Raw genomic sequence first — 13,196 nt, forward strand, 5'->3', positions numbered from 1 at the left:
GGCCGGTACGTGACGACCGCCGATACCGCTCTGATCAAACTATGGGACGGTTGCGGTGCGATTCCATGGCGCGCACTCTCCAGTCGATGGTGGTGCAGGCACCCCTATCGGGAGCCCCCGGCGAGGTCAGCCACCGCGCCCCGTGCGCGCCGCGCCCGCGGCGAGCGTGAGAACCCCGCAGGCGAACCATAGTGCGCCCGCGGCACCCAACGACGCCGCGGCGACCCCGGCGCCGGCGGGCAGCGCCACCTGGCCGATGCGGTTCGCCCACAGCCGCAGGGCGAGCGCCGTGCTGCGCGCGTCGTCGGGGACGGCGCGCACCACCATCGTCATGGTGAGCGGCTGGCCCACACCGAGCAGGAAGCCGCCGACGGCGAGCGCGGCGCCCATCGTCCACGGGCCGCTGAACGGCACGGTCACCGCCGCGAGCGCGCCCGCGGCGCCCAGCGCGCTGGCGACGACGAGGGCGCGCCGGGACCAGCGGTCCAGCAGCCGCGAGAGGAGCAGCCGAGACAGGATCGAGAAGCCCGCGCGCACGCCGAGCAGCAGCCCGGCGACCGACGGGGCGATGCCCCGCTGCTCGGCGATCAGCGGCAGGTAGGCGGTGAGCAGGTCGACCGACGACAGCAGCGCCAGGCTGACGAACAAACCGGCGGAGACGCCGGGCCGGCGCAGCAGGACGCCTACGGGCATCGGGGGCGCGGAATCCCGCTCCCTGGCGGGGGTGCGGGGCCCGCTGCGCGCCAGCCCGGCCACGCCCGCGAGCCCGCACGCGGCGATGACGGCGGCGACGACCAGCGCCTCGGTGGTGGGGCCGTGCAGTGCGGCGCCGCGGGCATTGCCGAGGAGCAGGCCGGCGATCAGCGGGCCCGCCATCTGCCCCACCGAGGTGGCGGCGGTGAACCAGCCGAAGTTGCGGTCGAGGTGCCGTTCCGGGGAGGCGCGGGCGATGATGCCCTGCCCGGCGATCATGAAGACGATGTGGCCGAACCCCAGGACCGTCCCCGCCGCGGCGATCAGCCCGAGCGACGGTGCGACCGCGAGCAGCAGGGGCGCGGCGGCCAGCAGCAGGCAGCCGGCGGCGACGATCCAGCCCATTCGGGCGACGCGGTCGGTCAGCCGGCCCAGCGGAACGGCCACGACGAGCGAGAGCAGCGCGTAGGCCGCTGTGATCAGGCCGATGGCGAGCGCGTCGCCGCCGAGGGAGATCGCCCGGTAGGAGATGAGCGGCCGCGCGAGGTTCAGCGCGGTCTGGGTGCAGACCACGCACACCATGAGCCACCACAGCCAGCCGGCGCCGCCGCGGCCGGGTTCACCGCGCACGGCGGCGACCTGTCGGGTCATGGGATGGCGCGCGCACGCCGGCTCCTCTCAGCGCGCCGGGCGCGGCGCGGGCGGTCCCCTGGGGGCGTGGACGGGGGTGTGGAAAGGCTCTCGGCCGCCCCTGCTGCGCCGCTTCGCGATCGCCGCGCAGCGGGGGCCCGCGGGCCCGGAACGGCGCGCAGGACACGGCCTGCGGCACCGGCGTCCGCCGGTACCGGCCGAAACGATACCGGAGCCGTATACAACGGTGCACTTCGGCACCCGTCCAAGGACCGCCGGGGTCAGCGGGCCGGGCGCACCGCCCTCGGCCGATCGGCGGCGGGGTCGGCGGCGGGGTCGTTGTACAGCGCGTCGTGCACGCTCGGGTACACGGTGAAGAGCTGGTCGGCGCCCGCGATTTCGAGCATGTACAGCACGATCGGGTGCTCGGCGACCACGGCCAGCCCGGCGCCGGACTCGCGGGCGCGGCGGTGTGCGGAGATCAGCACGCCGAGGCCCGCGGAGTCGATGAAGGTCACGTCGGACATGTCGATGATCAGGGATCCGCCGCTGGCGTCGAGCGCGGCGAGCACCTGCTCGCCGACCGATCGCTGCGATGCGGCGTCCACGAGGTCCGGGAGCACGACGAGGGCGCGCGGACCCAGGTGCTCCACGGTCAGGGTGAGGGAGCGCTCGGGCATGGCTCTCCGATCCGGTCGGGTGCGCCGTTGCGGGTCGGGCCGGTTCAACGGGCGGAGGCAGGGAGGGGTGGTCGTCACCCGCGTGCCGACCCTACGGTGTGTATATCGAATCGTCACCTGACGTGGTCGATTCTTGGACCGGCCTTGACCAGGAATCGAACTCCGCCGCCCGTCGAACCGTGCGGCGCCGCCGCCGCATCGGCGGCGATCCGGCCGCCGGACCGCATAGGATCGCCGTATTCGCAGGGGTTCGCGCGCAGATTGAGGAGTGCAGGCCGAGTGATCGAAGGCGAGCAGTTCATCCCCACCGAGATCCGCACCGACCAGCCGACCGTGGCCCGCATCTACGACTACGGGATGGGCGGCAAGGACAACTTCGACGTCGACCGCGCCGCTGCCGAAGGGCTCGCGCAGATCGCGCCGGAGATGCTCGACGTCGCCAGGGAGAACCGCCTGTACCTGTACCGCGCGGTGCGCCACCTCGCGCGCGACGCCGGCATCCGCCAGTTCATCGACCTCGGCAGCGGCCTGCCCACCGCGCACAACGTCCACTCGGTCGCGCAGGAGTTCACCCCGGGCGCCAAGGTCGTCTACGTCGACATCGACCCCATCGTGCTCGCCCACGGGCGCGCGCTGCTGGTCGAGAGCGACGACACCGTGGTGATCACCGCCGACATGTCCGACTCCGCGGAGATCCTCGCGCAGCCGGAGCTGCGCGACCTGATCGACTTCACCGAGCCGGTCGGCGTGCTCTACTTCTCCGTGCTGCACTGCCTGCCCGACTCCGCCGACCCCGGGGCCGCCGTGCGGGCGATGCTCGACGCCGTACCCTCGGGCAGCCACCTCGCGCTGTCCCACCTGGTGAGCGACGACGTCGCAGCGGGCGACGCGTTCACCGAGGGGATGCTCGCGCTCGGCCCGTGGGGGCGGGTGCGGCGCCCGGCGGAGGTCCACGCGTTCACCGAAGGGCTCGAACCGGTCGCGCCCGGCCTCGTGGACGTCGCCGAATGGCGCCCCGACCCCGCGCAGCCGGCGCTCGACCCCGTGCCCGCGCCGCTGCGCCCCTACCTCGGCAAGTCCACAGCGGGCAAGAGCGTGTGGGAGCTCGGCGGGGTCCTCCGCAAGCCGTAGCCGCGCGGCGCCGCCCGGGTGCGCGGAGCGCGCCGGGGCGGCACCGGACGGCAGCGGGGGCGGCCGCACCGGTCAACCGGTGAGGTCGCCCTCCTTCTCGTTGACCGCGGCGTAGTGGGCGAGCTTGTCCTCGTCCACGGTGACGCCGAGCCCCGGGCCGCCGGGCACCCGGATCCGCCCTGCACTGAGTTCGAGCGGTTCGATGATGTCGTCGTCGTGCAGGTAGTACATGCTGTCGATCGCCCGGGACAGCACGGGGGTGCTAGCGACCACCGCGAGGTGCGCCGCTGTGGCGATGCCCAGCTCGCCGCCGCTGTGCAGGTTCATGCCGAGGCCGAAGGTCTCGCAGTGCGCGGCGAGGGCCTTGGTCGCGGAGATCCCGCCCCACTTGTAGACGTCGCCGTGGACGACGTCGACCGCCTGGAGGCGCATCGCGGGGGCGAAGTCCTCGAAGCGCACCACGCACATGTTGGTGCACAGCGGGATGCGGACCTTGGCGCGCACCTGGCTCATGCCCTCGATGCCGGGGCAGGGGTCCTCCAGGTATTCGAGGTCGAGCTCCTCCAGCGCGATCCCGGCGCGCACCGAGTCGGGCACCGACCACGCCGCGTTGGGGTCGACCCGCAGGTCCACGTCCGGCAGCACGGCGCGCAGCTCCCGCAGGATCGCGACGTCGCCCCGCACGTCGGCGGTCCCCTTGAGCTTGACCGCGCCGAAGCCGCCTTCGGCGACCACCCGCGCGGCGTGCTCGGCCAGCGCGGGGCCGAGGTCGGCCCCCGCCGCCCCCGGGGCGTCGGCGCGGGTGATCAGCGCCGTGATCGGCACCTCGTCGCGCACCGCACCGCCGAGCAGGTCGGTGAGGGACTGCCCGGTCTCCTTGCCGATGGCGTCCCAGCACGCCACGTCGATGGCGGCGAGCGCGGCGTAGCCCAGGTAGCCGTGGAAGAACGGCACCATGTGGTTGCGCCGGTGGAACGCCTCCAGCGCGAACGGGCTGGTGCCGACCAGGTCGGCGGCGAGGCGCCGCACCAGGGCCGCGACGGGGCGGCCCCACATCGTCTCGCCCCAGCCCTCGACCCCGGTGTCGGTGCGGATCCGCACCACGGTCCGGGTCTCGCCCGTCTTGGTCTCGAACGAGCTGGTGAACGGGTTTTTCAACGGCAGGTTGAGTACCCACACGTCGGTCTCGGTGATCTTCATATCGGGTCCTCCCTCGTCGTGTCGTGGCGCCTCAGGAGCCGTGGCTCTGCCGGGTCGCGGTGTCGAACCCGCGGATCGCCGCGGCGAGCCCGGCCGCCCGGTGCGCGAGCAGCAGTGCGCCGTCCTCCGCTGTGGCGCCGGAGGCGTCGTCGGTGGTCCCGCCCGCGCGCTCCCACTCGCCGTGGCGCTCAACGGTCAGGCCGGGGTGCGGGGGGCGGTCGAACAGCGGCGCCTCGGCCGGGCCGCCCGCCGCCACCGGGCGGCGCACCGATTCGGGGCGGGCGGCGAGCATCAGCGAGGTCTCGAACCACCCGGCGTGGCCCGGTGTGGCGTCGGGGCGTTCGCCCTCGGTGCCGCCGTCGGTCACCGACCAGTAGGAGCAGGCGGCGAGGGCGACGTCGGTCTCCAGCGCGAAGCGCTTGACGGCGAGGCGCATGGCCTCGTCGTTGCCGCCGTGGCCGTTGACGACCATGATCCGGCGGAAGCCGCTGCGGGCGAGCGAGTCGAGGACGTCGGCGAGGACCGCCAGCAGGGTCGGCGCCGACAGCGACACCGCCGCGGCGAAGACGTGGTGCGGGCTGTGCCCGTAGGGCAGCGCGGGCAGCCGGACGACGGGCGGCCCGTCGCCGCCCAGGCGCTCCAGCGCCGCGTCGAGCACCGCCTCGGCGAGGACGGTGTCGGTGCCCATCGGCAGGTGCGCGGCGTGCTGCTCCTGCGATCCGATGGGCAGCAGCGCGATCGAGGCGCGTCCGGCGTCGCGCACCTCGCGCCACGTCATATGGGTCAAATCAGGCAAGACGGCTCCCGTTCCGGTGATCGGCGTGGCAGGGTGACAGGATGGACTCCCGGCGGCGCACGGCGCTGCGCCTGGTCACCGCGCCTGCGACGGCCGATCCGACCCCGGCGATCGGCGCGGTCGACCTGCTGCCCGGCCGCATCCGCGCGGCGCTGCTCGACATGGGCGGGGCGTTCCTGCGCCGTTCCGAGGTGCCCTATCCGGCGGCGTCGGTGGCGCCGCGGGAGTTCGCGGCGCTGCTGGGGCGCGCGGTGCGCGAGTGCTTCGGGGCGCGGCGGCCGTGCGGCATCGGCATCGCGGCCGCCGGCCTGGTCGACCCCGCCACCGGGGTGATCCTCGAGGTGAACGACGTCCCCGGGCTGCGCGGCTACCCGGTCGCCGAAGTCCTCACCGGGCTGACCGGCCTGCCCGTGCACATCGAGCACCGCGCCCGCGTCCAGGTCATGGGCGACCGCTGGTTCGGGCCGGGGCGCGGGCGCGCCTCGTTCGCCTCGGTCGCCACCGGGGAGGTGCTGGGCGTCGGCATCCTGTACGAGGGCCGGGTGCTCGCCCCGCCCGGCGGCCGCAGCGGGGCGCACATGACCGTCGCTGCGAGCGGCCGCGCCTGCACCTGCGGCGCGCGCGGGTGCTGGAAGACCGTCGCCACCGACGGGTGGCTGCGCGAGCGGGCCGCGGCCCTCGGCCTGCCGCCCGGCACCGGTGTCGGCGCGCTCGCCGCCGCGGCCGGGCGCGGCGGCGCGGCCGCCGCGCTGCTGGACGAGTACGCGGCGAACCTCGCCCTCGGCCTGGCCAACGTCCAGCAGCTCTGCGCGCCGGGGCTGTTCGTGCTGCACGGCGGGGCGCGCGGCGGCGGCGAGCGGCTCCGCGCGGGCATCGAGTCGCGGTTGCGCGACGCCGCTTCTGGCACCGGCGCCCCGGCGCCCGAGGTGCGGTTCAGCGAGGAGACCGGCGACGACGCCGCCCTCCTCGGCGGGGCCGGGCTCGTCCTGTCGGAGGCGTGAGTCCCCGGGCGCCGCTCCGCGGCAGCGGCCCATCAGCCGGCCTTCCTGCGCCGCGCCCGGCGCGGGTCGGGGTCGGGCACCGCGTCGAGCAGGGCGCGCGTGTAGGCGTGCCCGGGCGCGTCGAACACCTGGGCGGCCGGCCCGATCTCGACGATGCGGCCGTGCCGCATGACGGCGACCCGGTCGGCGACCGCCCGCACCACCGCCAGGTTGTGCGACACGAACACGTAGGTGAGGCCGCGCCGCCGCTGGAGCTCCGCGAGGAGGTCGAGGACCTGCGCCTGCACGGAGACGTCGAGGGCACTGGTCGGCTCGTCCAGCACCAGCAGGCGCGGTTCCAGGGCGAGGGCGCGGGCGATCGAGATGCGCTGGCGCTGCCCGCCGGAGAACTCGTGCGGGTAGCGGTCCTGCACCGCTGCGGGCAGGCCGACGGCCTCGAGCAGGCCGCCGACGCGTTCGCGCAGGCCGGGGCGGCGCGCGCGGCCCCGGACGGCGGGGTCGTGGGTCACCAGCGGTTCGGCGACGATGTCGGTCACCCGCATGCGCGGGTTCATGCTGGAGTAGGGGTCCTGGAGGACGACCTGCATCTCGCGGCGAACCGCGCGCAGCCGCGCGGGCGTGAGCCCGGCGAGGTCGCCGCCGTCGAACAGCACCTGCCCGGCGGTGGGCTCGGTGAGGCGCAGCAGCAGCCGGACGAGCGTCGTCTTGCCCGACCCCGACTCCCCCACCAGCGCGAGGGTCTCGCCTTCGGCCACGGCGAGGCTGACGCCGTCGACGGCGACCGTTGCGGCCTGCCCGATGCGGCCGCCGTACTCCTTGCGCAGCCCGCGCAGTTCCAGCAGTGTCACGGCAGCTCCAGCCTTGGTGTGGCGCGCAGGAGGGCGCGGGTGTAGTCGTCGGCCGGGTCGGTGAGGACGTCCATGACGTCGCCGGTCTCCACGGCCCGGCCCTGGTTCAGGACCACCACCCGGTCGGCGACCTCGGCGACCACGCCCAGGTCGTGGGTGATGAGCAGGACCGCCATGCCGTGGCGGCGGCCGAGCTCGGCGATCAGGTCCAGGATCTGGGCCTGCACGGTGACGTCCAGCGCGGTGGTGGGCTCGTCGGCGATGAGGACACGGGGGCGGCCGATCAGCGCCATGGCGATCATCACGCGCTGGCGCAGCCCGCCGGAGAGCTGGTGCGGGTACTGGCCGGCGCGGTGCTCCGGGTCGGGGATCCCGGCCTCGCTCAGCGCCGGGACGACGGCGGCGCGGGCCTGGGCGCGCGAGGCTCCCTGGTGCACCCGCAGCACCTCCGCTAGCTGCGCGCCGACCTTCACCAGCGGGTTGAGGCTGGTCATGGGGTCCTGGAAGATCATGGCGACGTCGTTGCCGCGGACGGCGCGCAGCTCCTTCTCGGAGAGGGTGAGGACGTCGCGGCCGTCGAGCAGCACCTCCCCGCCGCTGTACACGCAGGGCGGGGCGGGGTTGAGGCGCAGGACCGACAGCGCGGTGGCGGTCTTGCCGCTGCCGGACTCCCCCACCACCGCGAGGGTCTCGCCGGCGGCGACGTGCATGCTCACGTTCTCGACGGCGCGCACGGTCCCGGTCCCGAGCCGGAACTCGACGCTGAGGTCGTTGATTTCGAGGATCGTGTTCATCGGCGGTACGCCTTCGGGTCCGCGACGTCGCGCAGGACGTCGCCGGTGACATTGATCGCGAGGGCCGTGCACATCAGGGCGAGACCGGGGAACACCGCGATCCACCACGAGGTGCCCAGGTAGAGCTGGCCGTCGGAGAGCATCGCACCCCAGGTGACGATCTCCTTGGGTACGCCGAGCCCGAGGTAGCTGAGCGACGCCTCCGCCACGATCGCGGCCGCCACCTGGAGGGTGCCGATGGTCGCCAGGGGCGCCATCACGTTGGGCAGCAGGTGCCGCCGCATGATGGCGAGGTCGCCGGCGCCGATCGCGCGGGCCTCCGTCACGAAGTCCCGTGTGCGCAGGGACAGCACCTCGGAGCGCACCACGCGGGCGTAGGCCACCCAGCCGGTGCCGCCGAGCACGAGGATCACCGTCCACAGGCCCGAGCCGACGAAGCCGACGATCGCGAGGGCCAGCAGGATGGAGGGGAACGCGAGCTGGATGTCCGCGAGGCGCATCAGCACCCGGTCGGGCCAGCCGCCGAGGAACCCCGACACCAGGCCGACGACCGCGCCGATCACCCCGGCGAGCAGGGCCGCGCTCAAGCCGACCAGCAGCGAGACCCGCGCGCCGTAGACGAGGCGGCTGAGCAGGTCGCGGCCCAACTGGTCGGTGCCCAGCAGGTGGCCGGGCGCCCCGCCGTCGAGCCAGGCCGGGGGGCGGAGGCGCGCCAGCAGGTCCTGGGCGTTGGGGTCGTGCGGGGCGACCAGGGGGGCGAACAGGCCCGCGAGGGCCATGGCCGCGAGCACGGCCATGGCGGCCAGCGCGAGCCGGTTGCGCAGGACCGCGCGCACGCCGGAGGGGATGCCGCGCGCGGCAGGCGGGGTCGGGTCCGTCGTCGGAGTCGGCGCCGTCATTCGGCCACCCTCACCCTCGGGTCGAGAAGCGTGTAGGAGAGGTCCACCAGGAGGTTCACCAGCACGAAGGTCGCGGCGAAGAACAGGACGGTGGCCTGCACCAGCGGGAAGTCGCGGTTGGCGACGGCCTCGACGGTGAGGCGCCCCACCCCCGGCCAGGCGAAGACCTGCTCGGTGAGGATCGCGCCGCCGAGGAGGCTGCCGACCTCCAGTCCGACGACCGTGATGACCGGCAGCGAGGCGTTGCGCAGCCCGTGGCGGAGCACGACGGCGCCGGTGCCGAGCCCTTTGGCGCGGGCCGTGCGGATGTAGTCGGCGCCGAGGACGTCGATCAGCGCGGAGCGCAGCAGGCGGGCGATGACGGCGACGGAGTAGATCGCGAGCGTCACCGCGGGCAGGACCAGGTGCGCGGCGGTGCCGTACCCGGAGGCCGGCAGGATGCGGAACTGCACGGCGAAGACCAGGATCAGCAGGATCCCCACCCAGAACGGCGGGGTGGACTGGCCGATGAGCACACCGGCCATGACGCCGGTGTCGCCGGCCCGGCCGCGGCGCACCGCGGCGAGGATCCCGGCGGGCACGGCGATCAGCAGCGCGACCGCCAGAGCCGCCGCTGCGAGCTCCAGCGTGGCGGGCAGCCGCTCCAGCAGGACCGTCGCCACCGGCTGGTCGTAGAACAGCGAGGTGCCGAAGTCGAGCCGCGGCAGGCCCCACAGGTAGTCGAGGTACTGCACGGCGAGCGGCCGGTCCAGGCCCAGGCTCGCGCGCAGCGTGGCCTCCTGCGCGGCGGTGGCGTCGGGCGGCAGGAGCACCTTGACCGGGTCGCCGGAGAGCCGCACGAGGAAGAACGCGACGGTGGCGACGCACAGCAGCACCACGGCGGCGCTGCCGAGGCGCACGGCTGCGGCGCGCAGGATCGGGAGGGTCTTCATGCCTCCTCCAGTTCGGCCGAGGCCATGGTCAGCGAACCCGTGACACCGGGCTCCCAGCGGGGCCGGGCGTTGCGCGCGTAGATGTTGTCGAGCTGGTAGAGGAAGACGAACGGCGCCTCCTTCTTCAGCAGCCGCTGGAGCGCGGCGAACGCCTCCTCGCGCTCCTCGGGGTCGACCGACTGCTCCTGGGCGTCGATCAGCGCGTCGGCCTCGGCGGAGTCCCACCGGCTCTGGCGGCGGTCGCTGCGCACGTTGGACTGCACCAGGCTCTGGCCGTCCATGGTCCAGCCGGTGCTCGCCGCGAGGTAGATGGGCCCGAGGGCCCGCTTGTTCGCGGAGGTGAGCCGGGTCGAGTAGGTCCCTGGGTCGAGCAGCGCGACCTTCGCGCGCACCCCGGCCTCGGCGAGCAGCCCGCTGATGGCCTCGGCGACGTTGGCGTCCTCGTTGGACGCCGTGATCGTGGTGGCGAAGCCGTCGGGGTAGCCGGCGTCGGCGAGCAGCCGCTTGGCGGTGCCGACGTCGCGGGTGTAGGGCTCGACGGCCTTGTCGAAGCCGAACGACTCGCGGGGGATCATCGTGGGGAGTTCGCGGGCCTTGCCGTCGAGGACCGCCTCGATGAGCAGGGGGACGTTCACGGCGTGGTTCAGCGCCTGGCGCACCTTGCGGTGGCGCAGCGGGCCGTCCTCGGTGTCCAGCGACAGGTAGGCGGTGCGGATGCCGGGGTGGCTCTCGATCCGCATGCCGGGGTAGCCGTCGAGTTGCAGCGCCGCGTCGGGGGTCAGGCCGGTGACGATGTCCAGCTCGTCGCTCTGCATCGCCGCGAGGGAGGACGCGGCGTTGGGCATGGGCCGGAACACCAGGCCGCCGACGCCGGGCGGGCCGTTCCAGTGGTCGGTGTTGGCGCGCAGCCGGACCTCGTGGGCGCGGCGCCAGCTCTCGAAGACGAACGGGCCGGTCCCGACCGGGGCGCGGGCGAACTCCTCCGGCGGGGTCTCCGCGAGCAGCTTCGGCGGCAGGATCACCCCGCCGAACAGGGAGACCTTGGCGGGCAGGATCGGGTCGGGCTCGCTGGTGTGCAGGTCGACCGTGTAGGGGTCGACGACCGTGGCGCCCTCGACGAAGCGGAGTTCCACGATGGGCGAGCGCGTCTCGGGGTCGAGGAGGCGCTCGATGCTGAACTTCACGGCCTCGGCGCCGCACGGTTCGCCGTTGTGGAAGGCGACGCCGCGGCGCAGCCGGAACCGCCACGTCTTCGGGTCGAGCGCCGTCCAGGAGAGCGCCAGGCCCGGCCCGATGGTGTTCTGCGGTGTCGCGGCGGTGAGGGTGTCGAAGATGTTCACGAGGACGTTCATGGACACCATGTCGCCCTGCTTCTGCGGATCGAGTGTCTGGGGATCCGCTGACTGCGCGAGTCGGAGGATGTCGCTGCCGCCGCCGGCCGCGGCGCCGCCGCAGCCGGCGAGGAGGCCGGGCAGCGCCAGGGCCGACAGCGTCGCGCCGCCGAGCCGCAGCGCGTCGCGCCGCGTGATGCGGTCAGCCGGACGGGCCACAGTGCTCTTCCCTCCCGAAATTGTTCCATTTTCTTCATGAGACGTTCCGCACAACGGAACGCATGTGGGTTAAGCTAAGCCCCATGCAGAGGGCTGTCAATGAAGCCGCCGACGACGGCGCCGCAGCGGGGTCCACCCCCGGCACCAGGACCGCCGTGGACAAGGCGCTCGACGTGCTGACCGCGCTGGTCCGGCCGGACGGCCCGCACCGCCTGTCCGACATCGCCCGGCACACCGGGCTCGCCAAGGCGACCGTGCACCGCACCCTGCACACCCTGGGCGAATCGGGCTACGCCGCCGCCGTCCCCGGCGGCTACGACGTCGGGCCGCGGCTGCTCGGCATGGCGTCCGCCGCGCTGGCCGCGAGCAGGGAGAGCCGGTTCGCCCGGCCGCTCCTGCACGACCTCCAGCAGCGCACGGGGCACACCGCGCACTACGCCGTCCGGCACGGCGACCGCGCCGTCTACGTCGACACCGTCGACCCGGACCGCGGGTACCGCATGAGCACGCGGGCGGGCGGCGAGGTCCCCCTGCACTGCACCGGGATGGGCCGCGCCATCCTGAGCCGGGCGGGCGCCGCCGACGTCGCCGCGGCGCTCGCCGCCCCGCCCGGCGATCCCGCGCCGCACCTGCCCACCGACCCCGCCGAACTGCGCCGCGCGCTCGCGACGGCGGCGGAGCAGGGCTTCGCGGTCGAGAGCGAGCGGTACGAGCCGCACGTCCGCTCGGTGGCCGCCCCCGTACTCGACGCCACCGGCCGCCCCGTCGGCGCGATCGGCGTCGCGGGCCTGACCTTCACGCTCGGCGCCGACACCGCCGAGCTGTACGGGCCGATCGTGCGCGACGCCGCGGCCCGGCTCACCGAGGCCCTCGGCCGCCCGGCCGCGCTCCGCCTGTCCGAGGGGGGCCGCGCGTGAGCGGGCCCGCGGCGCTCCTCGCCGCAGCGCGCGGCGACCGCGTCTTCTCCGCCGCGGCGTGGTCGATCGGCGGCGCCGACGGCCCCGTCGACCGCGGCCTGCTCGGCACGGTCTCCTGGGGCGGCGCGCCCGTCGCCGAGGACAGCCTGTGGGACCTCGCGTCGGTGACCAAGCCCATCGCCGCCATCGCCGTCCTGGCGCTGGTCGAACGGGGTGTGCTCGGACTCGGCGACACCATCGGCGACCACCTGCCCGGGTACCGCGGCGGCGACAAGGCCGCCGTCACGGTGCACCAGCTGCTCACGCACGCCTCCGGGCTGCCTGGCCGCACCCCCCTGTTCTGGGAGCACCCGGACCGCGGCGCGTGGCTCGACACGATGCGCACCTCGCCCCTCCCGGCCCCGACCGGCAGCAGGATCGAGTACTCCTCGCAGGGGTTCATCCTGGCCGGGATGATCGCCGAGGCGGCGAGCGGCACGCCGCTCGACCGGCTGGTGGCCGAACTGGTGACCGGCCCGCTGGGCATGGCGTCGACGATGTTCCGGCCGGGCCCCGCCGACCGGCTGCGCGCGGTCGCCACCGAGGAGTGCGCCTGGCGGGGGCACCTGGTGATGGGCGAGGTCCACGACGAGAACGCGGTCGTCCTCGACCGCGCGGCCGGGCACGCCGGCCTGTTCAGCACGCTCGCCGACATGGAGCGCCTGGGCGGCGCCCTCGCCGCCGGCGGCGGCGCGCTGCTCGGCGCCGACGCGTTCGCCCGCATGGCGTCGGAGCGGGTCGAGCGCGGCGGGCAGAGCTGGGGGCTCGGCTGGATGCGCCGCGACTCCATGGACTCCCCCGCCGGGTGCGCCATCGGCCCCGGCTCCTACGGCCACACCGGGTTCACCGGCACGAGCCTGTGGGTCGACCCCGATGCGGGGCGGTACTACGTCCTGCTCACCAACCGGGTGCACCCCACACGCGACAACCCCGCGATCGTCGCCCTCCGCAGGGACTTCCACACCGCGGCGGCGGGTTCCGGCACGGGCTGAGCTTGAGTTTTATGGTTGCTGCTGGCGGTGTTGTTCGAGGCTGGCTGCCCGCTTCACGGTCTTACCAGGCTCGTAGCGCGGGGCCGGCCTGCGG

The 13,196-nt window shown here is 74.6% G+C and carries 13 protein-coding genes; 4 read left to right on the forward strand and 9 right to left on the reverse strand.

Going from position 1 to position 13,196, the window contains the following annotated elements; all coding sequences use genetic code 11:
* Window positions 1-126 precede the first annotated feature (126 nt).
* Together CLV63_RS21960 and CLV63_RS21965 are read right to left on the reverse strand one after the other, a co-directional pair.
* Complete coding sequence (locus CLV63_RS21960; protein WP_106585049.1) at window positions 127-1,344, reverse strand: MFS transporter; 1,218 nt, start codon at window positions 1,342-1,344, stop codon at window positions 127-129.
* A 260-nt stretch (window positions 1,345-1,604) separates the two neighbouring features.
* Window positions 1,605-2,003 carry an STAS domain-containing protein gene (locus tag CLV63_RS21965; protein ID WP_106585050.1) on the reverse strand — a complete coding sequence of 133 codons (399 nt, stop codon included), beginning with the start codon at window positions 2,001-2,003 and terminating at the stop codon, window positions 1,605-1,607.
* Between the two features lie 279 nt (window positions 2,004-2,282).
* On the opposite strand from CLV63_RS21965, the gene CLV63_RS21970 reads away from it, so the two are divergent.
* Window positions 2,283-3,134 (forward strand): SAM-dependent methyltransferase, encoded by an 852-nt coding sequence (locus tag CLV63_RS21970; protein WP_245928974.1) that lies wholly within the window; start codon window positions 2,283-2,285, stop codon window positions 3,132-3,134.
* 72 nt (window positions 3,135-3,206) lie between these two features.
* On the opposite strand, the gene CLV63_RS21975 is transcribed toward CLV63_RS21970, so the two are convergent.
* Window positions 3,207-4,334 carry a mandelate racemase/muconate lactonizing enzyme family protein gene (locus CLV63_RS21975; RefSeq protein ID WP_106585051.1) on the reverse strand — a complete coding sequence of 376 codons (1,128 nt, stop codon included), beginning with the start codon at window positions 4,332-4,334 and terminating at the stop codon, window positions 3,207-3,209.
* 31 nt (window positions 4,335-4,365) lie between these two features.
* Entirely contained in the window at window positions 4,366-5,130 is a 765-nt protein-coding gene (locus CLV63_RS21980; RefSeq protein ID WP_211301414.1) for a creatininase family protein, read from the reverse strand.
* A 41-nt stretch (window positions 5,131-5,171) separates the two neighbouring features.
* Here CLV63_RS21980 and CLV63_RS21985 point away from each other — a divergent pair, with 41 nt between their 5' ends.
* Window positions 5,172-6,131, forward strand: a complete 960-nt coding sequence (locus tag CLV63_RS21985) for an ROK family protein (protein ID WP_106585053.1) — start codon at window positions 5,172-5,174, stop codon at window positions 6,129-6,131.
* 32 nt (window positions 6,132-6,163) lie between these two features.
* Here the strand turns inward: CLV63_RS21985 and CLV63_RS35150 are convergent, their stop codons facing one another.
* The 5 genes from CLV63_RS35150 to CLV63_RS22005 are packed head-to-tail and all read right to left on the reverse strand — an operon-like array spanning window position 6,164 to window position 11,154.
* Window positions 6,164-6,979 (reverse strand): ATP-binding cassette domain-containing protein, encoded by an 816-nt coding sequence (locus CLV63_RS35150; RefSeq protein ID WP_342751427.1) that lies wholly within the window; start codon window positions 6,977-6,979, stop codon window positions 6,164-6,166.
* A complete protein-coding gene (locus CLV63_RS35155; protein ID WP_342751429.1) occupies window positions 6,976-7,773 on the reverse strand; it encodes an ATP-binding cassette domain-containing protein in 798 nt (265 codons plus the stop codon). The genes CLV63_RS35150 and CLV63_RS35155 overlap by 4 nt, the downstream gene beginning before the upstream one ends.
* The gene (locus CLV63_RS21995; RefSeq protein ID WP_106585054.1) at window positions 7,770-8,672 is read right to left on the reverse strand and encodes an ABC transporter permease; all 903 of its coding nucleotides are present in this window, start codon (window positions 8,670-8,672) and stop codon (window positions 7,770-7,772) included. The genes CLV63_RS35155 and CLV63_RS21995 overlap by 4 nt, the downstream gene beginning before the upstream one ends.
* Window positions 8,669-9,604, reverse strand: coding sequence for an ABC transporter permease (locus tag CLV63_RS22000; protein WP_106585055.1), 936 nt, complete (start codon window positions 9,602-9,604; stop codon window positions 8,669-8,671). Before CLV63_RS22000 ends, CLV63_RS21995 begins: the two co-directional genes overlap by 4 nt.
* On the reverse strand, window positions 9,601-11,154 hold the full coding sequence (locus CLV63_RS22005; RefSeq protein ID WP_106585056.1) for an ABC transporter substrate-binding protein: 1,554 nt from the start codon (window positions 11,152-11,154) through the stop codon (window positions 9,601-9,603). Before CLV63_RS22005 ends, CLV63_RS22000 begins: the two co-directional genes overlap by 4 nt.
* 83 nt (window positions 11,155-11,237) lie before the next feature.
* Here CLV63_RS22005 and CLV63_RS22010 point away from each other — a divergent pair, with 83 nt between their 5' ends.
* Together CLV63_RS22010 and CLV63_RS22015 are read left to right on the forward strand one after the other, a co-directional pair.
* On the forward strand, window positions 11,238-12,071 hold the full coding sequence (locus tag CLV63_RS22010) for an IclR family transcriptional regulator (protein WP_106585057.1): 834 nt from the start codon (window positions 11,238-11,240) through the stop codon (window positions 12,069-12,071).
* Entirely contained in the window at window positions 12,068-13,102 is a 1,035-nt protein-coding gene (locus CLV63_RS22015; protein ID WP_106585058.1) for a serine hydrolase domain-containing protein, read from the forward strand. Before CLV63_RS22010 ends, CLV63_RS22015 begins: the two co-directional genes overlap by 4 nt.
* Window positions 13,103-13,196 lie beyond the last annotated feature (94 nt).

The sequence above is a fragment of the Murinocardiopsis flavida genome (assembly GCF_003014485.1).
GTDB classification, from domain to species: Bacteria; Actinomycetota; Actinomycetes; order Streptosporangiales; family Streptosporangiaceae; genus Murinocardiopsis; species Murinocardiopsis flavida.